At 67.6% G+C, this 23,747-nt stretch carries 18 protein-coding genes, 1 tRNA gene and 2 pseudogenes; 4 read left to right on the top strand and 17 right to left on the bottom strand.

The annotated features are described in order from the left end of the window. Nucleotides 1-16: 16 nt before the first annotated feature. Together ACV7NL_RS14270 and ACV7NL_RS14265 are read left to right on the top strand one after the other, a co-directional pair. Nucleotides 17-859, top strand: a pseudogene (locus ACV7NL_RS14270) (HlyD family type I secretion periplasmic adaptor subunit); the annotation flags it as partial. Between the two features lie 259 nt (nucleotides 860-1,118). Further along, nucleotides 1,119-2,138, top strand: a complete 1,020-nt coding sequence (locus ACV7NL_RS14265; protein ID WP_463355999.1) for a helix-turn-helix domain-containing protein — start codon at nucleotides 1,119-1,121, stop codon at nucleotides 2,136-2,138. An 854-nt stretch (nucleotides 2,139-2,992) separates the two neighbouring features. Here ACV7NL_RS14265 and ACV7NL_RS14260 read toward each other — a convergent pair. The 3 genes and pseudogenes from ACV7NL_RS14260 to ACV7NL_RS14250 all read right to left on the bottom strand — a co-directional run. Continuing rightward, nucleotides 2,993-4,906, bottom strand: a complete 1,914-nt coding sequence (locus tag ACV7NL_RS14260; RefSeq protein WP_463355998.1) for a potassium transporter Kup — start codon at nucleotides 4,904-4,906, stop codon at nucleotides 2,993-2,995. Between the two features lie 191 nt (nucleotides 4,907-5,097). Continuing rightward, nucleotides 5,098-5,307 carry a hypothetical protein gene (locus tag ACV7NL_RS14255; RefSeq protein ID WP_056482991.1) on the bottom strand — a complete coding sequence of 70 codons (210 nt, stop codon included), beginning with the start codon at nucleotides 5,305-5,307 and terminating at the stop codon, nucleotides 5,098-5,100. Between the two features lie 346 nt (nucleotides 5,308-5,653). Further along, nucleotides 5,654-6,110: pseudogene (locus ACV7NL_RS14250) on the bottom strand (transposase family protein); the annotation flags it as partial. A gap of 189 nt (nucleotides 6,111-6,299) precedes the next feature. On the opposite strand from ACV7NL_RS14250, the gene ACV7NL_RS14245 reads away from it, so the two are divergent. Further along, entirely contained in the window at nucleotides 6,300-6,491 is a 192-nt protein-coding gene (locus ACV7NL_RS14245; protein WP_056482998.1) for a hypothetical protein, read from the top strand. 232 nt (nucleotides 6,492-6,723) lie between these two features. Here ACV7NL_RS14245 and ACV7NL_RS14240 read toward each other — a convergent pair. The 11 genes from ACV7NL_RS14240 to xseA form a co-directional block, all read right to left on the bottom strand. After that, a tRNA-Met gene (locus tag ACV7NL_RS14240) sits at nucleotides 6,724-6,800 on the bottom strand. A gap of 111 nt (nucleotides 6,801-6,911) precedes the next feature. Then, on the bottom strand, nucleotides 6,912-8,153 hold the full coding sequence (gene trpB, locus ACV7NL_RS14235) for a tryptophan synthase subunit beta (RefSeq protein ID WP_056184499.1): 1,242 nt from the start codon (nucleotides 8,151-8,153) through the stop codon (nucleotides 6,912-6,914). A gap of 199 nt (nucleotides 8,154-8,352) precedes the next feature. Next, entirely contained in the window at nucleotides 8,353-8,997 is a 645-nt protein-coding gene (locus tag ACV7NL_RS14230) for a phosphoribosylanthranilate isomerase (RefSeq protein WP_463355997.1), read from the bottom strand. 25 nt (nucleotides 8,998-9,022) lie between these two features. Then, nucleotides 9,023-9,397 (bottom strand): LapA family protein, encoded by a 375-nt coding sequence (locus tag ACV7NL_RS14225; protein WP_056184423.1) that lies wholly within the window; start codon nucleotides 9,395-9,397, stop codon nucleotides 9,023-9,025. Between the two features lie 37 nt (nucleotides 9,398-9,434). Continuing rightward, the gene (gene ihfB / locus ACV7NL_RS14220) at nucleotides 9,435-9,746 is read right to left on the bottom strand and encodes an integration host factor subunit beta (RefSeq protein ID WP_055959108.1); all 312 of its coding nucleotides are present in this window, start codon (nucleotides 9,744-9,746) and stop codon (nucleotides 9,435-9,437) included. Nucleotides 9,747-9,792: 46 nt separating this feature from the next. Continuing rightward, nucleotides 9,793-10,776, bottom strand: coding sequence for a signal peptide peptidase SppA (gene sppA / locus ACV7NL_RS14215; RefSeq protein ID WP_463355996.1), 984 nt, complete (start codon nucleotides 10,774-10,776; stop codon nucleotides 9,793-9,795). Between the two features lie 409 nt (nucleotides 10,777-11,185). Continuing rightward, nucleotides 11,186-12,916, bottom strand: coding sequence for a 30S ribosomal protein S1 (gene rpsA, locus ACV7NL_RS14210; protein WP_056184418.1), 1,731 nt, complete (start codon nucleotides 12,914-12,916; stop codon nucleotides 11,186-11,188). Nucleotides 12,917-13,255: 339 nt separating this feature from the next. Beyond that, nucleotides 13,256-13,966, bottom strand: a complete 711-nt coding sequence (locus tag ACV7NL_RS14205) for a DUF1013 domain-containing protein (RefSeq protein WP_463355995.1) — start codon at nucleotides 13,964-13,966, stop codon at nucleotides 13,256-13,258. 224 nt (nucleotides 13,967-14,190) lie between these two features. Next, a complete protein-coding gene (locus tag ACV7NL_RS14200; protein WP_056097113.1) occupies nucleotides 14,191-15,135 on the bottom strand; it encodes a ribose-phosphate pyrophosphokinase in 945 nt (314 codons plus the stop codon). A gap of 148 nt (nucleotides 15,136-15,283) precedes the next feature. Beyond that, on the bottom strand, nucleotides 15,284-15,511 hold the full coding sequence (locus ACV7NL_RS14195) for a DUF4170 domain-containing protein (RefSeq protein ID WP_056184414.1): 228 nt from the start codon (nucleotides 15,509-15,511) through the stop codon (nucleotides 15,284-15,286). A 231-nt stretch (nucleotides 15,512-15,742) separates the two neighbouring features. Then, nucleotides 15,743-17,467, bottom strand: a complete 1,725-nt coding sequence (xseA, locus tag ACV7NL_RS14190; RefSeq protein WP_463355994.1) for an exodeoxyribonuclease VII large subunit — start codon at nucleotides 17,465-17,467, stop codon at nucleotides 15,743-15,745. Nucleotides 17,468-17,929: 462 nt separating this feature from the next. Here xseA and purD point away from each other — a divergent pair, with 462 nt between their 5' ends. Next, entirely contained in the window at nucleotides 17,930-19,213 is a 1,284-nt protein-coding gene (purD, locus tag ACV7NL_RS14185) for a phosphoribosylamine--glycine ligase (protein WP_463355993.1), read from the top strand. Nucleotides 19,214-19,223: 10 nt separating this feature from the next. On the opposite strand, the gene rsgA is transcribed toward purD, so the two are convergent. The 3 genes from rsgA to ACV7NL_RS14170 form a co-directional block, all read right to left on the bottom strand. Then, nucleotides 19,224-20,222, bottom strand: a complete 999-nt coding sequence (rsgA, locus tag ACV7NL_RS14180) for a ribosome small subunit-dependent GTPase A (protein ID WP_463355992.1) — start codon at nucleotides 20,220-20,222, stop codon at nucleotides 19,224-19,226. Between the two features lie 7 nt (nucleotides 20,223-20,229). Further along, the gene (locus ACV7NL_RS14175; protein WP_463355991.1) at nucleotides 20,230-22,962 is read right to left on the bottom strand and encodes a valine--tRNA ligase; all 2,733 of its coding nucleotides are present in this window, start codon (nucleotides 22,960-22,962) and stop codon (nucleotides 20,230-20,232) included. Nucleotides 22,963-23,067: 105 nt separating this feature from the next. Beyond that, nucleotides 23,068-23,685 carry a PopZ family protein gene (locus ACV7NL_RS14170; protein WP_463355990.1) on the bottom strand — a complete coding sequence of 206 codons (618 nt, stop codon included), beginning with the start codon at nucleotides 23,683-23,685 and terminating at the stop codon, nucleotides 23,068-23,070. Nucleotides 23,686-23,747: the final 62 nt, after the last annotated feature.

Raw genomic sequence — 23,747 nt, 5'->3', positions numbered from 1 at the left:
CGAATGGGGGCAGGCCAAGGGCCAGAAGGCGCAGCTGCGCGAGCGCGTCCAGCAGTTGCGCGAAGAGATCAAGGGCCTGACCGAGCAGGTCGCCGCCAAGGCCCGCGAGGTCGGCTTCATCACCGGCGAGCTCACGGGCGTGCGCGAACTCTACGCCAAGAACCTGGTGCCGCTGGCCCGCGTCAACGCCCTGGAGCGCGACGCCGCCCGCCTCGACGGCGAGCGCGGACAGCTCGTCGCCGCGACGGCCTCGGCGCGGGGCAAGATCGCCGAGACCGAGCTGCAGATCCTGCAGATCGACGGCGACATGCGCACCGAGACCGGCAAGGACCTCGCGGAGATTCGCGGCAAGTGGTCGGAATATGTCGAGAAGCGCGTGACCGCCGAGGACCAGCTCAAGCGGGTCGACATGCGCGCCCCGCAATCGGGCACGGTCCACCAGCTGACGGTGCACACCATCGGCGGATTGGTGACGCCCTCCGAGGCCGCCATGCTGATCGTGCCGGAGGCCGACCAGCTCGCGGTCGAGGTCAAGATCCAGCCCCAGGACATCGACAACGTCCGCATCGACCAGCCGGCGGTGCTGCGCTTCTCCGCCTTCAACCAGCGCACCACCCCGGAGATCGACGGGGTGGTGAGCCGCGTCTCGGCGGACGTGACCACCGATCCGAAGACCGGGATGAGCTTCTACACCGCCCGCATCCGGGTGCCCGAGGATCAGAAGGACCGCCTCGGCCCCCTGCGGCTGGTGCCGGGGATGCCGGTCGAGACCTTCATGCAGCTCGGCAACCGTTCCGTGCTCAGCTATTTCACCAAGCCCCTGACCGACCAGATCGCCAAAGCGTGGAAAGAACGCTGATGCTTCCGAAAAACAAGGGTCTTCCCGACATTAGGTCATGATCGTCGCCGTCATGATCGGGTCTCAGAGCGGATAGGTAGGTCGCGACGCGATGTTGCCGTCGCTGATGACCTGCAAGGTCGCCTGAAGCAGCCATCCGCCATCCTCGCGATAGTTTCTGCCCTTCGTCGATCGCACGCCAGAATTTGGCTTGCCCCGCCGAGGAACGCATGCCTAACGTCCTACGCCGAACGGGTCGGATGGCGAAGGATTTGACTCGTTGGATGCAGACGACACGACGGCTGAGGCGGGCCTGCCGTACTTTTTCCTGACCACGTCAGGCTTGCCCCCGGGAGAGGCCTTCGAGCGGTGGCGCACCCTCATGGCGCCGATGTACGAGGTTGGTCCGACCACGCCATCCGCCCTCCTGCCTTTTGGCACCAATGTCGCGTACCAGATCGGTGACCTGGTTGCTCATCGTACACTGCTCTCGACCCAGCGCATCCAGAGGGACCGCCGACGCGTCGAGGCCGGTCCCGACCACTTCCTGTTCCAGCTCTGGCGGAGCGGCCGCTACCGAGGGACCATCGCTGGCCGTCCCGCCTCTGTCTCGGCTGGCGCCGTAGCACTCATCGGTCGCCGTCACCTGCTCGATGGTATGTTCGATCGGGCTGATACGACCGGCTTGGTCGTACCCTGCACCCATCTCCATGGATTGCCGCTCGAGGAGCACGGCCTCCTCTTCGATGCGGCCCGCAACCGGTTGCTGGCCACACAGATCCTCAGCATCTACCGTCGATTGCCGACCACGCGCCCAGACGACGCTCCGGCTCTCGCCAATGAGTTCGTCACCTTCCTGCGTCGCTTGCTCGATCCCTCGCAGACCTCGGACGTGCTGGATGGCCGTGAACTCGACGGCAGCCTGATGGCGCTGGCCAAAACCATAGTGCGAGCGAACCTGTCGCGGCCCGATCTGTCACCGGAGTTCATCGCTGGGCAGATGCTGGTCTCGCGGTCCACCCTCTACCGACTGTTTGAGCCCGAGGGAGGCGTGATGTACTTCGTGCAAGGCGAGCGCCTAAAGGCGGTGCGCGATGCCCTTGCCGATCCCATGGAGACGCGCACGATTGGCCGCTTGGGGGAGGTGTTTGCCTTCAGCAGTGTCTCGCAACTCAGCCGCAGCTTTCGCAACCGGTACGGCTCGTCGCCCCAGGCATGGCGTGGCGAGCGTCGGGTGGCTCAGCGGATCGGCAGTCAGGGGACGTTGAAACACGTCTGGGCATGGCTGCGCGAAACTTGAGGTATCGTTGCTGTCAGTCGCGCCCTGAACAATGTGCAGGATTGCGGGATTATCTCCTTCCGGGATCGAATGCAGCTGCTTCTCAGGCTTCTATGGAGCGGCCGGCGGATTGTCGATGGGCTACAGATCGGCGCCCGGTAGTGGCTTATCAGCGGTGGTCACACCTGATCGCGTGGAAGCGCCATTCTCTCAACAGTTTACGCATAAACCACGCATGGCGAAGTCGATCAGCGCGACAGCCGAGCAAGGCTCCCGCTCCCATCAGACCAATCGGCTTCAGTCGTGAAGTATCGCAGCAAGCGGTATAAGCCAGCGGTCGCGATCGGATCGGAAAGAGGCGGGCATCCCAACTCCGATCTGATGAACGCCATTCTAGGTCGATGTGGTTTAAATTTACTTAGTTCGCACCAGCAGGACGCAAAACGTAAACCTAAGCTTTCGCGTTTTAGACCGGAATAAATGTATGCTCACTACCTCATCGACTAGGTTAAATATCGGAATTATCATCGTTTTCTTGACAGTATCGACCACGATCCGACAGGTTGTATACGAAGATCGAAGACCATCGTCAGCCAAGCTGATGATCGGCAGGGTATGAACCGGGGAATGTATTTGATTGCCGCTTCTATCCGCTTCCTCGCTAGTGCGAATGTTTGCTTCATCTTCGTTCCTTAGGGTTTACGCTGAAGCAAGCCTCCTCCATTCGTGAAGACTGTCACTAAGTCGCACAGGTACTGAAGTCGGACATGCGTAGGGCGAGGGAAACAGCTTGATCTGACGCACTGCGAGCACGACCCCCGCCCGCAGCGCAGGGGACCGAAAGCATCTTCGATCGCAATCGGACCTCACCGGGCTCAGATGTCGATCCGGGCGCCAATCTCAACGACCCGGTCTACCGGGATTCGGAAGTAGCGGGACGCGTCGGTGGCCGCACGGGCCATGGAGATGTAGAGCCTGTCCTGCCACACCGGCATGCCGGTCTCCGGCGAGGCGACCAGCACCCGCCGCGTTAGGAAGTAAGACAGATCGCCCTTGTCCAGGCCCGCAGCCCCGACGGCGCGTGGAAGGTCGGGCAGTTCGGTGAACCCGAAGCGCACCGTCACGCACGAAAAGGCGCCGGACAGCTTCTTCACGGAGACGCGCTCGGCGTCGGCCACCCGCGGTAGATCCTCCGTGACGACGTGCAGGATGAAGTTGTTCGCGTGCAGCACGCGGTTGTGCCTGACGTTGTGCATCAGGGCCCCCGGGGTATCACCGGGGGTACCTGTCAGGAACATCGCCGTTCCCGGCACCCGCTGGATCGAGCCGGTCTCGGCCATTTGCGTAAATTCGGACAGCGGCACGCGCCGACGGTGGATCTCCTCGGCGATCAGAGCCGAACCACGTCGCCAGGTCCACATCGCTGTGACGAGGGCGGCACCGATGGTCAGCGGCACCCAGCCCCCATGGAGGATCTTGAGAGCGTTGGCCGAGAGGAACACCACCTCAATGAGCAGGAACGGCGCGATGACCGCGGCCGCGACCGCAGGCGACCAGCGCCAGACCTTCCAGGCGACGACGAAGAGCAAGCAGGCGGTGATCACCATGTCGCCGGTGACCGCGATACCGTAGGCCGCCGCCAAGCCGCTCGACGACTTGAACAGCACCACGACGAATACGACCGCGACGAGCAGCCACCAGTTCACCCGGGGGATGTAGATCTGCCCCTTCTCGGTCTCGGAGGTGCGCAGGACGCGCATACGCGGCAGCAGGCCGAGTTGCATCGCCTGCTGTGTAATCGAGAAAGTGCCGGTGATCACGGCTTGGCTGGCGATGACCGTCGCCACCGTGGCGAGCAGCACCATCGGCAGCAGTGCCCAGGACGGATAGAGTAGGAAGAACGGATTCTCGGCCCGCTCCGGGTGGGCGAGCAGCATGGCTCCCTGGCCGAGATAGTTCAGCGCGAGCGCCGGCAGCACCAGCCCGAACCAGGCCGCGCGAATCGGCGTGCGACCAAAGTGTCCCATGTCTGCGTAAAGCGCCTCCGCCCCGGTCACAGCGAGGAACACGGCACCGAGCGCCAGCAGGCCGGCCGTGCCGTGGCTCAGGATGAAGGAAATGCCGTAGGCGGGATTGAGCGCACCCAGAATGCTCGGATCGTCGACGAGGTGGCTCAGGCCGCCAAGCGCCATGACGATGAACCAGAACGCCGTGAGGGGGCCGAAGAAGGTTGCCACCCGCGCCGTCCCGTAGCTCTGGACTGCGAACAGGCCGATCAGGATGGCGAGGCTGATTGGCAGGACGTACGGATCGGTGGCCGGGGTCACCAGCTTCAGCCCCTCCACCGCCGAGAGCACCGACATGGCCGGCGTGATGATGGCGTCGCCGAAGAACAGCGAAACGCCGACCATGCCCAGCACGATGACGAACCCGCCGGAATGGCCCAGCGCGCGCTGGGCCAGCGCGACCAGGGAAGGCGTGCCGCCCTCGCCGTCGTTGTCGGCCCGCATCACCAACAGCACATACTTGAGCGTAACGATGAGGATGAGCGCCCAGAGGATCAGCGAGACGACGCCGAAGACCATCTCGCGGGTCGGTGCGTGCCCCCCTCCGGCGGCTGCGTGCAAGGACTCCTTCAGGGCGTAGAGCGGGCTGGTGCCGATGTCGCCGTAGACCACGCCGACTGAGCCGAGTGTCAGCGCCCAGAACCCTGTCTTTGGCCCATCGCCGGCCGCGGAGGGCAAAGGGGTCTGTGCCGTCGGGTATTCGGTCCTGGCTATCACGGGCATCCATGGGCTCCACGTCCGCGAACGTGGGGAGCTCGCAAGGCAAGCCTCAACGATCGAAGGGACAGGAACGTTCGCGCTTCCAAACGTGGCTGTCGTCGGCCCACGACCTTTCGGATCTAGCGGATGTCGCTGGAAATCTCGTCGCCAGCTTCAATCGAGCCCGGCGCCAGGAAGGCCGGCGGGTATACTGGCTAACGAAGGGTCGCGCTCTCATCGGATCTCAGCTGCCGATCCTCGCCTTCTGCCCCCCCGAGCGAGACGTGCGAGTTCAATCGTCCCAAATGGTCGAACACATGCTGGAACGCGTTCGTCACGGCCTGCTCGAAGGAACCATCGCTCTTACCTTGGGCTCCCTTCAGGGCCGCGAGCAATTCGCGGTGCTTTTCGGTGTCACTGGACATCTTCGCTCCTCGCTTCCGGACACGCGCCGGCACATCAAGCCAAGCCGGTTCCTGCACCGAGGTTCCGAGCGCCAGACGTTGTCCATCCCCATGCGGGAACGGGTCGCATGTGTGCCAATTCGGCGAAATCCCTCCTTCCCGTCGAATGGTACAATCCTTTGGTCAATTTCCTCCAACAGATTTGAGCGCCGTGCCACCCTCGGCAAGCCGGGACTAGCCGAGGGTATCACCAAGAGGCAAATGATGGATCCCGTCGGATCCGGGCGACCGGACCTGAGAATGCTGATTGGCAGTTGATACGCTGGCGATGCGATGACGGGGCATGGGCACGTTTTTGGCGGCATGGCGGCGGCGGACTCCTGTACGGTGCCTTTGAGCCTATGTTTTGAGAGCCGCCCTCAAAGACGATCCGATTGACGGTATCGCCGCACCGGCATGGATGGCCGCCGAGACAGTCGGGCTCCGGCCTCGCCGCCCAGCACCATGCCGATCTCGGTCTGCGCCTCGGCTAAACGGGCAGTCCGGTGCGCCTTGGAGTCCATCAAGCCTGAGATGCGCTCGACGAAGATCCGGCTCGGGCAATGGCTGCACCGGAAGCAGCGCACCTGGACGCGCCACGTGACGGCCCGGTCCTGCTACGGCAGGTCCAAAAGCGTTCGCCAGTAGCGGCTATGGACCCGGGACGAGGTATGGCCGCAGTGGAGACAGAAAGCCTGCGCAGCGGTAGTCCTGGCGAGAAGCAACAGCCCGGACGGATCGAGCGTCAGGTCATCGACGTGCAGCCCATCGGGCACTGTCGGCAAAGACTGGTTCGTAAGCGGCATCTGACGCCTCCCCAATCCTATTGAGGATCAACGCCCAAAAGCCAAATCTGACTCCATCAGCACCAGAAGTGCGGATGAACCAATGTTCAACGCTGTCTGACAATCAAAGGACGGGACCGACGCCGGCTTGCTGGTCTGGTTCAAGCCCGGCCCCCTGGGTTCGACGCCGTGTACCTGACGCCTGACAAGGGAGCCAAGACGCTCAAGCCCGCCCCGGCCGCGCTCCTGATGCGCGCTGGCGTCTACCACCTCCTAGACCGACGCTACGTCGAAATCGCGGTCGCACCGCTGCTGAAGTTTAACCCCGACACCCAGTCGCCGCACCATCCCGAGGACGAGCCGGACATCCGCCTGCTTTAGCCGCTGGCGGGAATCTAGGTGGCCGGCACCAAAATCACCCGATCGGCTATGATACACCTTCCAGCCTAGGACTGTCCACGACGCGCGGGACCATTGTATTTTGACCCGTCCGGGAATGGAATCCGGGCGGACCTCGCGACAGCCGTGCAGAAAAGTCCGCCCGAGAAGCAGAAAGCCCTGGACGCAATGTCCAGGGCCTGCCGTCTAAGTCACTGTAACGACTTGAAATTAGTGGTAGCGAGGGACGGATTTGAACCGCCGACACAAGGATTATGATTCCTCTGCTCTAACCAGCTGAGCTACCCCGCCAGACCGCGGCCGCCGAAGATCGGGGCCGCGATGAGATCGGCGGTATAGGGAACCCCGCCGTGGGGTGTCAACGGGGTCGGCCCCGGGAAAATGGCCTGTCCCGTCGCCCCGTCAGAGCCGGGTCCCGAAGATTTCGGCGACCTGGGGAATGTCCTTGTCGCCGCGTCCGCACAGGTTGACGACCAGGAGGTGATCCTCGGGCTGCTGCGGTGCCAGTTCCCGCACCTTGGCGAGGGCGTGGGCCGGCTCCAGGGCCGGGATGATGCCCTCCAGCATCGAGCACAGCTTGAAGGCGTCCAGGGCTTCCTGATCCGTCGCCGAGAGGTAGGTGACGCGGCCGGCCTCGTGCAGCCAGGCGTGCTCGGGGCCGATGCCCGGATAGTCGAGGCCGGCCGAGATCGAGTGCGCGTCCGCGATCTGGCCGTCGCCATCCTGCAGCAGGTACGTGCGGTTGCCGTGGAGCACGCCGGGCTTGCCGCCCGAGAGCGAGGCCGCGTGCAGGCCGCTGGAGATGCCGTGGCCGGCCGCCTCGACGCCGTACATCTTGACCTCGGGGTCATCGAGGAAGGGGTGGAACAGGCCCATGGCGTTGGACCCGCCGCCGATGCAGGCGACGAGGGAATCCGGTAGCCGGCCCTCCATCTCCAGCATCTGCGTCTTGGTCTCGCGGCCGATGATCGATTGGAAGTCGCGCACCATCGCCGGATACGGGTGCGGGCCCGCCACGGTGCCGATGCAGTAGAAGGTGTCGGCGACGTTCGTGACCCAGTCGCGCAGGGCCTCGTTCATCGCATCCTTCAGGGTCTTGGTGCCGGATTGCACCGGCACCACCTCGGCGCCCAGCATCTTCATGCGGAACACGTTGGGCGCCTGACGCGCGACGTCGACGGCCCCCATGTAGACCACGCATTTCAGGCCGAAGCGGGCGCAAAGGGTGGCGGTGGCGACGCCGTGCTGGCCGGCGCCGGTCTCCGCGATGATGCGCGGCTTGCCCATGCGGCGGGCCAGCATGATCTGGCCGAGCACATTGTTCACCTTGTGCGAGCCGGTGTGGTTCAGCTCGTCACGCTTGAAGAAGACCTTCGCCCCGTGTCCGGGGGCCGCCTGCGCGCGCAGGTGCTCGGTCATGCGCTCGGCGTAGTAGAGCGGGCTCGGCCGGCCGACGTAATGGGTCAGATGGCTGTTCATCTCCGCCTGGAAGGCCGGGTCGGCCTTCGCGGCGGTGTAGGCCGCCTCCAGGTCGAGGATCAGCGGCATCAGGGTCTCGGCCACGAAGCGTCCGCCGAAGATACCGAAGCGGCCGCGCTCGTCCGGGCCGTTGCGGAACGAGTTCGGAGGGGGAGCGATGGTCACGGGCATGATCCTCGGAGTGACGGAGGCATGCAGGACGGATGCATGCGAGACGGGCGGATGCGTTTGGCCAACGCCTAGACCCGCGCGGGGGGCGGCGACAATGCGGCCAACACGTCGATCCTTGAAATCAAGGGTTTTTCGACCCGATTGCAAGGCCGTCGACGGTCAGAAATGCCGAGTCGTCGAAGATGCCGGAGCGTCAGGCACTCCGGGCGGCCGCCACGAAGGCGGCGATGCGGGCCGGCGATTTCTCGCCCGGCCGGATCTCGACGCCCGACGAGACGTCGACGGCGCGGGCACCCGTGCGGGCGAGCGCGGCCGCCACGGTGTCGGGCGTGAGACCGCCCGAGAGCATGTAGCCCGCCGGCAGGGTGGCCCCGTCGAGCAGGCTCCAGTCGAAGGCGTGGCCGTTGCCGCCGGGCAGGTCGGCGCCGGGGGGCGCCTTGGCGTCGAGGAGGATGCGGTCGGCCGCGCGCGCCTGCGCCGCCACGGCGTCGAGATCCGCCGCGGTGGCGACGCCGATGGCCCGCATCACCCGGCGGCCGGTGCCGGCGCGGATGGCCGCGACCCGCTCGGGAGTCTCCCGGCCGTGGAGCTGGATCCAGTCCGGATCGAAGGCCGCGACGGCGGCCGCCACCAGGGCGTCGTCGGGGTCGACCAGGAGCACCACCCGCTCGGTCCGGCCCTTCGCTCGCGCGGACAAGGCCTGGCCGGTCTCGAGATCGACGTGGCGGGGGCTCTTGGGGAAGTGCACGAAGCCGACGAGGTCGGCCCCGGCCTCCAGGGCGGCGTCGAGGGTCGCCGGGGTGCTGAGCCCGCAGATCTTGATCGCGACGGCGGACATGCGGGCGGGGAACCGGGGTTCGGCCTCAGTGCGGCGCCGGCAGGGCGACGCGGTCGGATGCGTTGCGGTAGATGCCGTTCGGACCCTCGTTGGTCGGCGGTGGGGCGTAGGTCTTGAGGCGCGCCGTCTCGCTCTCCAGGCGGCGGATCTCGCGGCGGCGGGCGGCGCTGGTGCGGCGTGTGCCCGCCTGCCCGAGCCAGGCGCCGCAGCCGCCCAGGAGCACGCCGATCGCCACCGCGATGAACAGCAGCAGGTAGAGCGGCAGCGCCGCGCTGAACACCGGCATGTCGGGCGAGACGGGATCGAACGACACCCGCACCACGTCGCGGTTGGCCACCGCGAAGGCCACCACCAGGACGGCGACGGGGAGCAGCAGCAAACCCTTGAGGAAGCGGATCATCGAGAGGAACTCCGAACGGTTGGGACGGGGCGGCGGGTCAGGAAGCGGCGGCCTCGCCGTCCCCGATGCCGGCCTCGTTGAGGCGCAGGCGCATCTCCTTTCCGGTCTTGAACACCGGGATGGCCTTCTCGGAAACGGCAACGGCCGCACCCGTGCGCGGGTTGCGCCCGCGTCGCGCATCGCGGCGCTTCACCGAGAAGGCACCGAAGCCGCGCAGCTCGACCCGGTCGCCCCGGGCGAGCGCGTCCGCGATGGTGTCGAGGATCGCGTTCACGAGGGTCTCGACGTCGCGCTGGTAGAGATGCGGGTTCTGCTCGGCGATCTTGAGCACGAGCTCCGACTTGATCATGCGAGGGCCTTCACGAAATCATGCACGAAAGACGGGGCGCGGACCCTCAGCGGGCCGCCTCGGCGGGGCCGGGCCGCCACAGCACCAGGAGGCCGCCCTGAGCCAGCCCCGCCGTCTCGTCGCCGACCTGGCGCAGGCGGGCGGCGAGGCCGTCGAGCCCGATGAGATCGGCCCCGAGGCCGAGGGCCGACCACAGGCGGAAATCGCTCTTCTTGGCAGGTTCCCAGTCCAGCACCGGCAGGTTCTCCGGCACGCCCTTCTGCGACTCGAGCCAGGCGACCGCCTGCCGCTCGCCGCCGAGGCCGTCGACGAGCTTCAGGGGCACGCTCTGGCGGCCGCTGAACACCCGTCCGTCCGAGACGGTGGCGAGTTCCGTGTCGGACATCTTGCGCCGGTCGGCCACCAGGCCCTTGAACCACCCGTAGGTGTCGCCCACCACGGCGGCGAGCGCCGCGCGGGCCTCGGGCGAAGTCGGAGTGAAGCCCGAGGGCTCGGCCTTGAGCGGCGCCGACTTCACCGACTCGACCTTGACCCCGACCTTGTCGAGCAGTCCCGACAGGTCCGGATACTGGAACAGCACGCCGATGGAGCCGACGAGCGCGGTCTCGCGCGCCACGATGTGGTCCGCCGCGATCGCCGCGATGTAGGCGCCCGACGCCGCCGTGCCGTCGACGAAGGCCACCATGGGCTTCTTCTCGGCGAGCGCGCGCAGGTTGCGGTAGAGTTCCTCGGAGCCGGTGGTGGTGCCGCCCGGCGAGGAGATCGACACCACCACGCCCTTGACCGCGGCGTCGTCGCGCACGCGCTCGATCAGCTTGGTGGTCGATTCGCTGCCGGCGATGAAGCCGCCGATCGAGATCCGGGCGATCTGCGGGCGCAGACCGCCGAGGCCGAAGGTGTCGCCGCTGCGGACCCGCAGGCCGACCGCGCCCACGGCGACCACGAGGCCGCCGATGCCGAGCACCCGCCAGAGGGACAGCTTGCGGCGCAGGCGCCGGCGATCGATCAGAAGTTCGGCATCCGCGGCCATGCGCTGGTTCTGCTCCCTCGCGCCGGCTGAACCGGCGGATTGTTTTTCAGGCCCGGGTTCGGATGCGGGACCCGCACCGACTCGCCTTCGCGCGTCGGGCGATCCTTGTCCCACACTCCCCGCCGATTTGCACCAAGCCTTTGTCGCGTCACGCGTCCTTAGGGTAAACCCCGGGGCAAACCATCCTCGGTCCGTGTTCTAGCGCTGCCCGGCCCGGACCCACAAGAGGGCAGGTCGCGGGGCCTGCGGGGCGGCGTCTGGCCGGGGCGGTCGCGCCTGTCGCGGGGGCGGCCGGCCATCCGGCGACGGGGCGCATACGAAAACGCCCGCGCGGGAAGCGATCCCGCGCGGGCGTCGAAGAGAGGGACGGATGCCCCGGTCCCGAAGGACCGGGGCACGCGCGCCAGGATTAGTCCTGCGACTCGTCCTTGTCGTCGCTGGTGCGGGCCTTCTTGAAGGCCGCGCCGAGGATCTCGCCGAGCGAGGCACCCGAATCGGTCGAACCGAACTGGGCCATCGCCTCCTTCTCTTCGGCCATCTCGAGGGCCTTGATCGAGAGCTGGACCCGGCGCGCCTTGCGGTCGAACTGGATCACGCGGGCGTCGAACTTCTCGCCGGCGGCGAAGCGCTCGGGGCGCTGGTCGCCACGGTCGCGGGCCAACTCGGCCCGGCGGATGAAGGTTGTCAGGTCGGTGTCGACGATCTTCACGTCGACGCCCGAATCCTTCACGTCCACCACTTCGCAGGTCACGATCTGACCCTTCTTGAGGTCACCGGCTTCCGTGAAGGGGTCGCCGCCGAGCTGCTTCACGCCGAGCGAGATGCGCTCCTTCTCGACATCGACGTCGAGAACCTGGGCGCGCAGCATGTCGCCCTTCTTGAACTCCTCGATGACCTGCTCGCCGGGACGGTTCCAGTCGAGATCCGACAGGTGGACCATGCCGTCGACATCGCCGTCGAGGCCGATGAACAGGCCGAACTCGGTCTTGTTCTTGACCTCGCCCTCGACCTCGGAGCCCACCGGATGCTGCTGGGCGAAGGCCTCCCAGGGGTTCTGGAGGGTCTGCTTGAGGCCGAGCGAGATACGGCGCTTGACCGGATCGACTTCGAGGATCTGCACTTCCACTTCCTGCGAGGTGGAGACGATCTTGCCCGGGTGGACGTTCTTCTTCGTCCAGGACATCTCGGAGACGTGGATCAGGCCTTCGATGCCCGGCTCCAACTCCACGAAGGCGCCGTAATCGGTGATGTTGGTCACGCGGCCCTTGAGCTTGGCGTCGACCGGGTAGCGCTGGGCGATGCCCTCCCACGGATCGGCGAGCAGCTGCTTGATGCCGAGCGAGATGCGGTGGGTCTCGTGGTTGATCTTGATGATCTTGACCTTGACCGTCTGGCCGATGGTCACGACCTCGGACGGATGGTTCACGCGGCGCCACGCCATGTCGGTGACGTGGAGCAGGCCGTCGATGCCGCCGAGGTCGACGAACGCACCGTATTCGGTGATGTTCTTGACGACGCCGTCGATGACCTGGCCTTCCTCGAGGTTGGCCACCAGCTCGGAGCGCTGCTCGGCGCGGCTCTCCTCGAGGACGGTCCGGCGCGACACGACGATGTTGCCGCGGCGGCGATCCATCTTGAGGATCTGGAACGGCTGCGGGGTGCCCAGCAGCGGGGTGACGTCGCGCACGGGGCGGATGTCGACCTGGGAGCGCGGCAGGAACGCCACGGCGCCGTCGAGATCGACGGTGTAGCCGCCCTTGACCTGGTTGAAGATCGCGCCAGTGACGCGCTCGTTGGCCTCGAAGGCCTTCTCGAGCTTGACCCAGCTCTCCTCGCGGCGCGCCTTGTCGCGCGAGATGACGGCCTCGCCGAGGGCATTCTCGATGCGGTCGACATAGACCTCGACCTCGTCGCCGACGGCGAGTTCGCCTTCGCGGCCGGGGCCGTTGAATTCCTTGAGAGCGACACGGCCTTCCGTCTTGGCGCCGATGTCGATGACGGCCACGTCCTTCTCGATCGCGACGACGCGACCCTTGACGACGGACCCTTCGGTGATCTCGTGTTCGAGGAAGGACTCCTCGAGAAGAGCTGCGAAATCGTCGCGGCTCGGGCTACGCTGTAGGGCGTTACCAGCAGTCATTCTGTCTCCTGACAGGCCTCATCGGGAGGCCGGCATCGGCGGCTCGTGTGACGGGACACCCTCGACGTCGCCGCCCGGGGTCCTGGACCCGACGGGCTCAACCTCCCGAAGGAGGGCCGACGCATTCTCAAGCGATGGTCGAGAGCGGTCCTCCAACGGGGACGCGGCCCGGCAGAACCCTGCCGAGACTCGTCGATTCCGATCGGAGAACGGCGGTTGCATAGCCGATTGCCGGTCATCCGGCAACTGGCCGGGCGCCCGGGCCGCTTCGGTCTCGGAAACGAAAAATCCCCGCGGCCAGGCTGCGGGGATCGGTCGGCACGGCGCGTACGGGACGTGTCAGTCCTCGTCGTCGTCCTCGGTGCTGCGCATGCCCTTGAGCTTGGCGAACACCGAATCGGCGTTGAGCTTCTCGTCGCGGGCGGTGCGGTGGTGCTCGTCGGACTCGGTGTAGTCGGTGGCGGTCGAGACCTCGGTCGGCAGCAGCGTGGCGCCGCCGTCCACCGGCATGTTGGCCGGACGATCCTTGGCCGAGCGATGGACTTCGAAATCGAGGTCGATCTGCGTGCAGAGGCCGAGGGTCACCGGGTCCATCGGCTGCAGCGAGGCGGAGTTCCAGTGGGTGCGCTCGCGGATCTGCTGGATCGTCGACTTGGTGGTGCCGACGAGGCGGATGATCTGCGCATCCTTGAGTTCGGGGTGGTTGCGCAGCAGCCACAGGATGGCGTTGGGCCGGTCCTGGCGCCGCGACAGGGGCGTGTAGCGCGGACCCTTGGTGGTGCGCTTGACCTCGGGCAGCTTCACCTTCGAGACCGCGACCTTGAGCTTGTAGTTCGGGCTCTTCTGCGCCTTCTCGATCTCGTCGCGGGTGAGCTGGCCCGTGGTGATCGGATCGAGGCCCTTGATGCCGGCCGCGACTTCGCCATCGGCGATGCCCTTCACCTCGAGGGGGTGCAGCTTGCAGAAATCGGCGATCTGCTCGAAGGCCAGCGAGGTGTTCTCCACCAGCCACACGGCGGTGGCCTTCGGCATCAGCGGGCCTTGGGACATCGGGCTACTCCAACAGGTTCGGGCGGGACGGGTCATCGGGGCGCCGCCGACAGGGCGTCGCTCGCTCCGGCCCGAGAGTGGCCGGCAGCATCCCGTCTCAACGCTGCAATAGGGAAGCGCCGTCTATACAGGTTTCCGTGGGGTCAAGGCAATTGCGATCCGCTGCACCCGCAGGATCGGGCACGGCCGTGAAAGCGGTTCGGGATTTCTCCGGGGGCCGCGCCTCAGGTGAACAGGCTCGACACGCTCGATTCGGTCGCGGTCCGGCCGATGGCCTCGCCCAGCAGGGGCGCGATGGTGGCGACCCGGATGTTGCGGGCGAGCTTGACCGCCTGCGTCGGCTGGATCGAATCGGTGATCACCAGTTCCTTCATCCGCGAGGCGGCGATGCGCGAGACCGCGCCGCCCGAGAGCACCCCGTGCGTGATGTAGGCGGAGACGTCCTTGGCGCCGGCGTTGAGCAGGGCTTCGGCGGCGTTCACCAGCGTGCCGCCCGAATCGACGATGTCGTCGACGAGGATGCAGGAGCGGCCCTCGACCTCGCCGATGATGTTCATCACCTCGGATTCGCCGGGGCGCTCGCGGCGCTTGTCGACGATCGCCAGGGTGGCGTCGATGCGCTTGGCGATGGCGCGGGCGCGGACCACACCGCCGACGTCGGGCGACACCACCATCCAGTCCTTGGGGTCGAGCCGCTCCTTGATGTCGCGCACCTTCACGGGGGCGGCGAACAGGTTGTCGGTCGGGATGTCGAAGAAGCCCTGGATCTGCCCGGCATGGAGATCGAGGGTCATGACACGGTCGGCGCCGGCCTCGGTGATGAGGTTGGCCACCAGCTTGGCCGAGATCGGCGTGCGGCCGGAGGTGCGCCGGTCCTGGCGGGCATAGCCGAAATACGGGATCACCGCGGTGATGCGCCGGGCCGAGGAACGCCGCGCCGCATCGATCATGATGAGCAGTTCCATCAGGTGATCGTTGGCCGGGAACGAGGTCGACTGGACGATGAACACGTCCTCGCCGCGCACGTTCTCCTGGAGCTCGACGAAGATCTCCATGTCGGCGAAGCGCCGGACCATGCACTTGGCCAGCGGCAATTCGAGATAGGCCGCGATCGCCTCGGCCAATGGCCGGCTCGCATTGCCGGCAATGATCTTGATCGAGGACTTCATGCCGGGGTCTTCATCTCGCGATCCTTGGGGGGGCGTCCCGTCGTCGCTTCGGGCAAGCCCTCGCTGTCGCGCTCATACCAGCCGCGACCGGGGCGTCACAATGCCTTCACGCAGCCTTCACCTGGATTACGAGGCCAGGTCGCGGGTCTCAGGGCTCGAGCAGGCTGTGCAGGTGCACGATGAAGTAGCGCGTCTGGGCGCTATCAACCGTCGATTGTGCCTTGGCCTTCCAGGCCGTCTGCGCCGAGGCGTAGTCGGGAAAGATGCCGACGATGTCGAGATCCTTCACGTCGCGGAAGTTCACGCCGTCCAGGTTCTCCAACTCGCCTCCGAAGACGAGGTGGAGCTTCTGTGCGCTGTCGATCGTCGTCGTCATTCCGCCTCTCCTGCCGCCTGGCCGCGGCCGCATCCCGCCGGGTGTCCCGCGAGGCGGGCTCCTGATCAGGCAAAAATCCCGGAAGGCACGTGCCATGCCGTGCTGCCGGTGCGGTCGCAAACCCCGCCCGGTTCGTCAACCCGCTGCGGGTGCCGCGGAACACGCAGGTCCTCCCCGGCCGACGCATGCCACCGCCGGCGTTGCGCCCCGGCCACCGCTCCGGTCATCCGGTCAGAGTTCGAACAGGGTCCCCTGCCGGGTCGCGGCGGCGACCTCCGGCTGCGACTCCTGGGCGGCGCCCTTCTTCCGGGGCGGGGCCCGTTTCGCGGCAGATTTTCGCGGCGCGGGGTCCAGGCCCGCGTCGGCCGGGTCCGGTGCGCGCGGGGAGCCCGAATCGCCGTGACCGTGACGAAACTCTCGTTGTATTTCATCGCGTCGCACGTCGACGAATCCATCGGCGAATTCGAGGGTCATAGCCGGCGTGGCCTGGGCGGCGATGCGGACCGGCCGGCCCTCGGCGTCCCGCACCAGGGCGTAGCCCCGGGCCAGCACGGCCCGGTAGCTCAGCGATCCGAGCAAACCCGCCAGCCCGGCCAGCCGGTCCGCCCGGCGCTCGGTCAGGCGGTCCGCGGCCTGGACGAGGCGGGCCTGCAGCGCGCCGAGGCGGTCGCGGCTGCGCGCCTGCTCCGTCCGGGCCCGTCCGAGGGTGCCCTCGCGGGCCAACACGAGGCGACGGCCAAGGTACGACAATCCCTCGCCTTTTCGCGCCACGTCATGGCGCAGCGCGGCGCCGGGCCGCTCGCCGATCCGGGCCAGCCGGCCCTGCGCCTGCGCCAGAGCCAGGGTCGGCGGGTGCCGGGCGAAGCGCTCCACGAGGCGCGCCACGCGGAGCCGGAACACCCGGGCATTGCCCGCGAGAGCCGGTCCGAGCCGGGCCTCGGCGAGGTCGAGGCGCTGGCGCTTGGCGGCCAGGAAGGCGTCCACATCCGGCATCGCCCGCACCAGGGCGCGCAGGTCGCTGCGCTCCCGGTCGAGACGGCGCTGAACCGCCTCGCGCTGGCGCCGCCCGAGGTCGACCACCTCGGCCACCAGGTCGGCCCGCACCGGAACCGCCATCTCGGCGGCCCCCGTCGGGGTCGGCGCCCGCCGGTCGGAAACGAAGTCGATCAGGGTGGTGTCGGTCTCGTGGCCCACCGCCGAGATCAGCGGGATCTCCAACTCCGAGGCTGCGCGCACCACGCATTCCTCGTTGAAGGCCCACAGATCCTCGATCGAACCGCCGCCCCGCGCCACGATGAGAACCTCGGGACGCGGGATCGCGCCCCCGGACACCAGGGCGTTGAAGCCCCGGATCGCCGCCGCGATCTCCTCGGCCGCCCCTTCGCCCTGCACTCGCACCGGCCAGACCAGAACGGGCCGGGCAAAGCGGTCTGCGAGCCGGTGCAGAATGTCGCGGATGACGGCACCGGTGGGCGAGGTCACCACCCCGACGATGCGGGGCAAGTAGGGGATCGGCCGCTTGCGCTCGGAGGCGAACAGGCCCTCGGCCGCCAGCACCCGCTTGCGCTCCTCCAGCAATGCCATCCAGGCCCCGATGCCGGCCGGCTCCAGGGTTTCGATGACGATCTGGTAGGAGGACTTGCCCGGGAAGGTCGTGATCCGGCCGGTGGCGACGACCTCGAGCCCTTCCTGAGGCCGCTGCCGCAAGCGGTTGAAGGTGCCCTTCCAGACCACCGCATCGATGCGCGCCGATCCGTCCTTCAGCGAAAAGTAGGCGTGACCGGAGCTGTGCTGGCCGCGAAAACCCGAGATTTCGCCGCGCAGCCGAACATGGCCGAAGGCATCCTCCAGCGTTCGCTTCAGGGCGGAGGCGAGGTCGCCAACCGACCATTCGGGCACGTTGGACACAGGGCCGGACGATGCAGCGGTTCTAGCGGGCGGAGGGGGGACGGCCATGGCGGCGGACGCTAGGCCCGGCATAGCCCCAGGTAAAGTGGGGGCGCGTTCGCCGCCGGGTCACATCAGAATCGACAGGATCACCAGGACGGAAGCGACTGGAACAGCGCAGATCGCCAAGGCCATCCGCCAGATCGGCAATGCGTCGAGGCTGTGATTGTCGTTGCACGCCCGCACCGGCACACGGCCCCGTGTCAGGTAATGTGAGGCACTGACGCCTCGGGTCGGAGGCGGCGCCATCAAATACGGAACGGATTTGCGACAGCCTGGCATGATTGTCACAACGTGACTCCGGTTCGTTCGTTCCACGCCAAAGGATGAGAACCGATGCCATTGGATCTCGGTTCTGCGGCGAGAGTACGGCCCTCCCCCCCCCTTCCGCAGAGCGCTTCCCGTGTACATTGACGGTCTTAGCGGTAAATCGGCCTTTTCAACGAACGGCTTTTGGGGAACATCACCCCCATGAACATCCTCCTCATCGGCTCGGGTGGGCGCGAACACGCCCTGGCCTACGCCATCGCCAAGAGCCCCCTCTGCAGCCGACTGTTCACCGCACCGGGCAATCCCGGCACGGCGGATTTCGGTGAGAACCGGCCGGACCTCGCCGTCTCCGATCATGCGGCGGTCCGCGCCTTCTGTGCATCCGAGCGCATCGGCCTCGTCGTGGTCGGGCCGGAGGCGCCCCTGGTGGCAGGCCTCGTCGACGACCTCCAGGCGGCGGGCGTCCGGGTGTTCGGCCCGACCCGGGCCGCCGCGCAGCTCGAAGGGTCGAAGGGTTTCACCAAGGATCTCTGCGCCGAGGTCGGCATCCCGACCGCCGCCTTCGCCCGCTTCCAGGCTCTCGAGCCTGCTCTGGCCTACCTCTCCGAACACGGCGCCCCCATCGTGGTGAAGGCCGACGGTCTCGCCGCCGGCAAGGGCGTGGTCGTGGCCGAGACCCGGGATCAGGCGGAAAGCGCGGTGCGCGCCCTGTTCGAGGAGCCCGGCGCCGAGATCGTGATCGAGGAATGCCTGTTCGGCGAAGAGGCGAGCTTCTTCGCACTCTGCGACGGCACCCGTGCGGTGCCGGTGGGCACGGCCCAGGACCACAAGCGTGTTTTCGACGGGGACCGCGGCCCGAATACCGGGGGCATGGGCGCGTATTCCCCGGCCACCATCCTGACGCCGGCCCTGGAGCAGGAGGTGATGGACACCATCATCACTCCGACGCTGGACGGTATGCGCGCGCGCGGTACCCCCTTCACCGGCATCCTCTATGCCGGTCTGATGCTGACCGCCGATGGTCCGAAGCTGATCGAGTACAACACCCGCTTCGGTGACCCCGAGGCCCAGGTGCTGATGCCTCGCCTCGCCTCGGACCTGGTGCCCGCCCTGCTGGCGGCCTGCGAGGGCGACGTGTCCGGGATCGCCCTCGAATTCGACCTGCGACGCGCGGCCCTCACGGTGGTCATGGCGGCGGCGGGCTATCCCGGCACGGTCCTGCGCGGGTCGGAGATCCGGGGCCTCGCGGCGGCGGGCCAGAGCGACGACATCCTGGTGTTCCAGGCCGGCACCCGTGCCGAGGACGGGCGGCTCCTCGCCGATGGCGGCCGGGTGCTCGCCGTCACCGCGCTCGGCGAGAGCATGATGGAGGCCCAGGCCCGCGCCTACGCGGCGGTGGCCCGGATCGACTGGCCGGAGGGCTTCTGCCGACGCGACATCGGCCGCCGGGCCGTGGCCCGCGAGGTCGCGGGCGGCGGGATCTGACCGCCGGCTGTCAGCGCCGCTTGTTGCCGCGTGGGCCCGTTGGGACCACCGTGTTGCCCCGGTTCTCGGCCCGCAGGACACGCCAGCGTGCGACCCGATCCGGATCGAGCTGGCCCACCGCCACGGCAGCCTGAACGGCGCAGCCGGGCTCATGGGCATGGGTGCAGTCGCGGAAGCGGCAAGCCGGGGCCAGTTCGGTGATCTCGGCGAACAGCGTCTCCAGCCCCTCGGCTGCGTCGCCGAGCTGAAGCGAGCGGATGCCCGGTGTGTCGATGACCCAGCCGCCCCCCGCGATGGCGTGGAGCGAGCGGCTGGTGGTGGTATGCCGCCCTTTGGCATCGTGTTCCCGGATGCCGCCCGTTGCCTGCGGTGCCGCGTGGTCCGGGCCCGCCAGGGTGTTCACGAGTGTCGACTTGCCGACACCCGACGAGCCCACCACCGCGACGGTCCGGCCCTGACCGCACCAGGGCTCGAGATGTGTCGCCGCGTCGGGCTCACGGGGGTTCACCAGAACCACGGCAAGGTCGCGCTGCAGCGCCATGGCCTCGCGACGGTAGCGCTCCGCATCCTCCGCGACATCCGCCTTGGTCAGGACGATGACGGGCTCGGGTCCACCCTGGTTGGCCAGGGCGAGGTAACGCTCCAGGCGGGTCGGATTGAAATCCGCGTTGCAGGAGGTGACGATGAAGAGCGCGTCGACATTGGCCGCCGCGAGCTGCGGCGCTACGCTGCCCTCGCGCCGCCGCTCCAGCACGGTGCGCCGCTCCAGGCGGCGGCGCAGCATCTGCGTGCCCGCTTCGACGAGAACCCAGTCGCCCACGGCATAGTCGCCGGTGTTGGTGTGGACCGGCAGCATGAGCTTCGCCGGCCCTGCCTCGGAGAGGGCACCCATGCGGGCGCGATGCACGGTGGCGACGCGCTGTGGCAGCAAGGCAGCCTCGTCCGTGCGGCACTGGTCCGCGAAGAATGCGGACCAGCCGAGTTCGGCGAGGGTGTGGGCGGTCTTCACGACGCCCTCAACCGGCGAGACGCGTCAGCGCCTCCGTGATCTTCTCCAGGCGGGCGGCCTCCCCGTCCCGGCGCTCGCGCTGCTCGTCCACCACCTCATCGGGCGCACGGGCGAGGAAGTCGGCATTGCCGAGCTTGCCCTCGATCTTGGCGATCTCGGCGGTGGCTTTCGCCGCCTCCTTGTTCAGGCGCGCGACCTCGGCACCGAGATCGACGATGCCCTCGAGAGGCAGGGCCGCCACCGAGCCGCGCACCAGCAACTGCACGGAGTTTTTCGGCGCTGCCTCCGCGAAGCGGATCTCGGAGAGTCGTGCAAGACGCACCAGAGTGTCGCCCCAGCGTGTGGCGCGGGCCCGCAAGGCCTCGTCGGCTCCCACCACCACGAGGGGAATCTGGGCCGCCGCCGGTACGTTGGTCTCCGAACGTGCCGAGCGGATCTCGGAAACGAGATCGACCAGCCAGCCGATCTCGGCTTCCGAATCCGAATCGTTCAGCGCGGCGAGGTCGGGCCAGGGCGTCAGGGCGAGGAGGCCGCGATCCGCGATGCCCTCGCCCTTGATGGCCCAGAGTTCCTCGGTGAGGAACGGCATGAACGGATGCAGCAGCTTGGCGATCTGGTCGATCAGGAACGCCACCGTCGCCTGCGTCTCGGCCTTCGCTGCCGCCGCGACGCCCTCCCCCTGGAGGACGGGCTTGGCCAGTTCCAGATACCAGTCGCAGAAGATGTTCCAGACGAACCGGTAGGCCGCCGCCGCCGCATCGTTGAAGCGGTAGGCCTCGAGGGCCGCCGTCACTTCGGCGACCGCCCGCGCGGCTTCGCCGAGCGCCCAGCGGTTCAGGGTCTCGGCGGCGTCCTCGGGCCGGTAATCGGGGCGCAGTACGCAGCCGTTCATCTCGGCGAAGCGTGAGGCGTTCCAGAGCTTGGTCGCGAAGTTGCGGTAGCCCTCGACCCGGTTGACTGCGAGCTTGATGTCCCGCCCCTGCGCGGCCATCGCCGCGAGCGTGAAACGCAGGGCATCGGCGCCGTACTGGTCGATCAGGCCGAGTGGGTCGACCACGTTGCCCTTCGACTTCGACATCTTGGCGCCGGAGGCGTCGCGCACCAGCGTGTGGAGGTAGACCGTCGAGAACGGCACCCGATCGGTCACGTGCAGGCCGAGCATCATCATCCGGGCGACCCAGAAGAAGATGATGTCCTTGCCGGTCACCAGCGTGTCAGTCGGGTAGTAGCGCGCGAGTTCCGGCGTCTCGTCCGGCCAGCCCAGCGTCGAGAACGGCCACAGGGCGGAGGAGAACCAGGTGTCGAGGACGTCCTCATCACGACGCAGGGCCACCGGCGCCCCGCGCTTCGCGTCCGCCTGTGCTTGCGCCTCCGCTTCGCTCGCCGCGACGTAGATGCCGCCAGCCTCGTCGTACCAGACCGGAATCTGGTGGCCCCACCAGAGCTGGCGCGAGATGCACCAGGGCTCGATGTTCTCAAGCCACTGGAAGAAGGTCTTCTCGTAGTTCTCGGGCACGAAACGGGTTTTCCCGTCGCGCACCGCCTGCAGGGCGCGCTCGGCCAGAGGCTTCACGTTCACGTACCACTGGTCCGTGAGGTAGGGCTCGATGACCACGTTCGAGCGGTCGCCGTGCGGCACCGCATGGGTGTTGGGCTCGATCAGCCGCAGGCGCTCGCGTGTCTCCATCAGGGCGACGACCCGCTTGCGGGCCTCGAACCGATCGAGGCCATGCAGGGCGAGGGCTTCCGGCTCCGGGTTCGCATCGGCTAGGAAAGCCGCGTTACCGTCAAGACTTATGCGAGCTTCCGAATCCAGAATGTTGATCGGCGTGCAGCCGGCTCGGCGGCCGACCTCGAAATCATTGAAGTCGTGCGCCGGCGTGATCTTGACCGCACCGGTCCCCTTCTCGGGGTCGGAATAGGTGTCGGCGATGATCGGGATCAGCCGTCCGACCAGCGGCAGGCGAACCCGCTTGCCGACGAGGTGGGTGTAGCGCTCGTCATCCGGATGAACCGCGACGGCGGTGTCGCCCAGCATCGTTTCGGGCCGCGTGGTGGCGACCGTGATGACCTCCCCCGTCTCGGCGCCGGCCGCGTCGACGACCGGGTAGTCGAAGTGCCAGAGATGGCCCTTCACCTCGATCTGGAGCACTTCGAGGTCTGAGATTGCGGTCTGGAATTTCGGATCCCAGTTCACGAGGCGCTTGTCGCGGTAGATCAGCCCCTGCGCGTGCAGGTCGACGAAGGTGCGGGTGACGGCGCGGACCATCTGGTCGTCGGGCGCGCCCGAGAGGCCCATGGTGAAGCGCTCGCGCGACCAGTCGCAGGAGGCGCCGAGGCGCTTCAACTGGTTGACGATCGCCCCGCCCGATTCCGCCTTCCAGGCCCAGACCTTCTCGACGAAGGCGGCCCGGCCGATCTCGCGCCGGCCCGGCTCCTGTGCCTCTGCCAGACGACGCTCCACCACCATCTGGGTGGCGATGCCGGCATGGTCGGTGCCCGGCTGCCAGAGCACGTCACGCCCTCGCATCCGCTCGAAGCGGCAGAGGATGTCCTGGAGCGTGTTGTTGAGGGCGTGCCCCATATGGAGGCTGCCGGTGACGTTCGGCGGCGGGATCACCATGGTGAAGGGCTTCGCCCCGGCCCGCTCGGGTCGCCCGGCCTTGAAGGCACCGCCGGTTTCCCAGGCGGCGGCGATGCGCGCCTCGACGGCAGCGGGGTCGAAGGTCTTGTCCATCATGGCGGGGGCGGTTCACGTGTCGGAGAAAGCGGAGGTTGGCCCGCTTTCAACCCGTCACGGCCCCTGCGTCAACTCGCGAGTCCGGTCATTCGACCGGGGCGGTCCTCAGCGGCCTCTGGCCACGCGCTCGATCTCGGCCCGGACCAGCCGTTCGACCATGCCGGGCAGGTTCTCGTCGAGCCAGCCCTTCAGCATCGGTCGGAGCATATCCTGCACCAGATCCTCGAAGGTTCGGGCCTGACTGCTCATCACGGTTTGCGAGAGCATATGAAAGGCCTGCGCGACGCTGGCGTCGGTAACGGCCGAGGTCAGCCGTTCTGTCGGCGTCGGGACGGGCTCCGGATCGGGCTCGCGGACGGCGGGCTGCGGCGCGGGGCGCGGCGGCTCGACGGGTGCGGCGGCACGGATCGGCGGAAGAGGCTCGGGGTCCGGCTCGTCGTCATCGAAGGAGATTGCATCGAAATCGATCTGCCCGTCCTCGATCGGCTCCTTGCGGAACGCGATCTCGGGCTCCTCAATGGGGGCCGGCCGGCGCACCGGCTTTGCCACCTCGGCGAGGTCCAGCACGTCGTCGTTCTCGGGCTCGAGCACGGAGGGTTGCGGCGGGCTCACCTCGGCCTTGGCATTCTGATCGTCGGCGATGATGCGACGGATCGAGGCCAGGATCTCCTCCATGGAGGGTTCCTGCGTCTTGTCCAACACCTTGGGGCTCGCTGCACTCATCCGGACGACGCTCGGGATCTGGGATGGACGGTTGATGACGGGGGCGAGTATTTCACGCTCCC

This window comes from Methylobacterium sp. Ger2507 (assembly GCF_055231875.1).
This window is presented reverse-complemented; position numbering and strand designations above follow the sequence as displayed.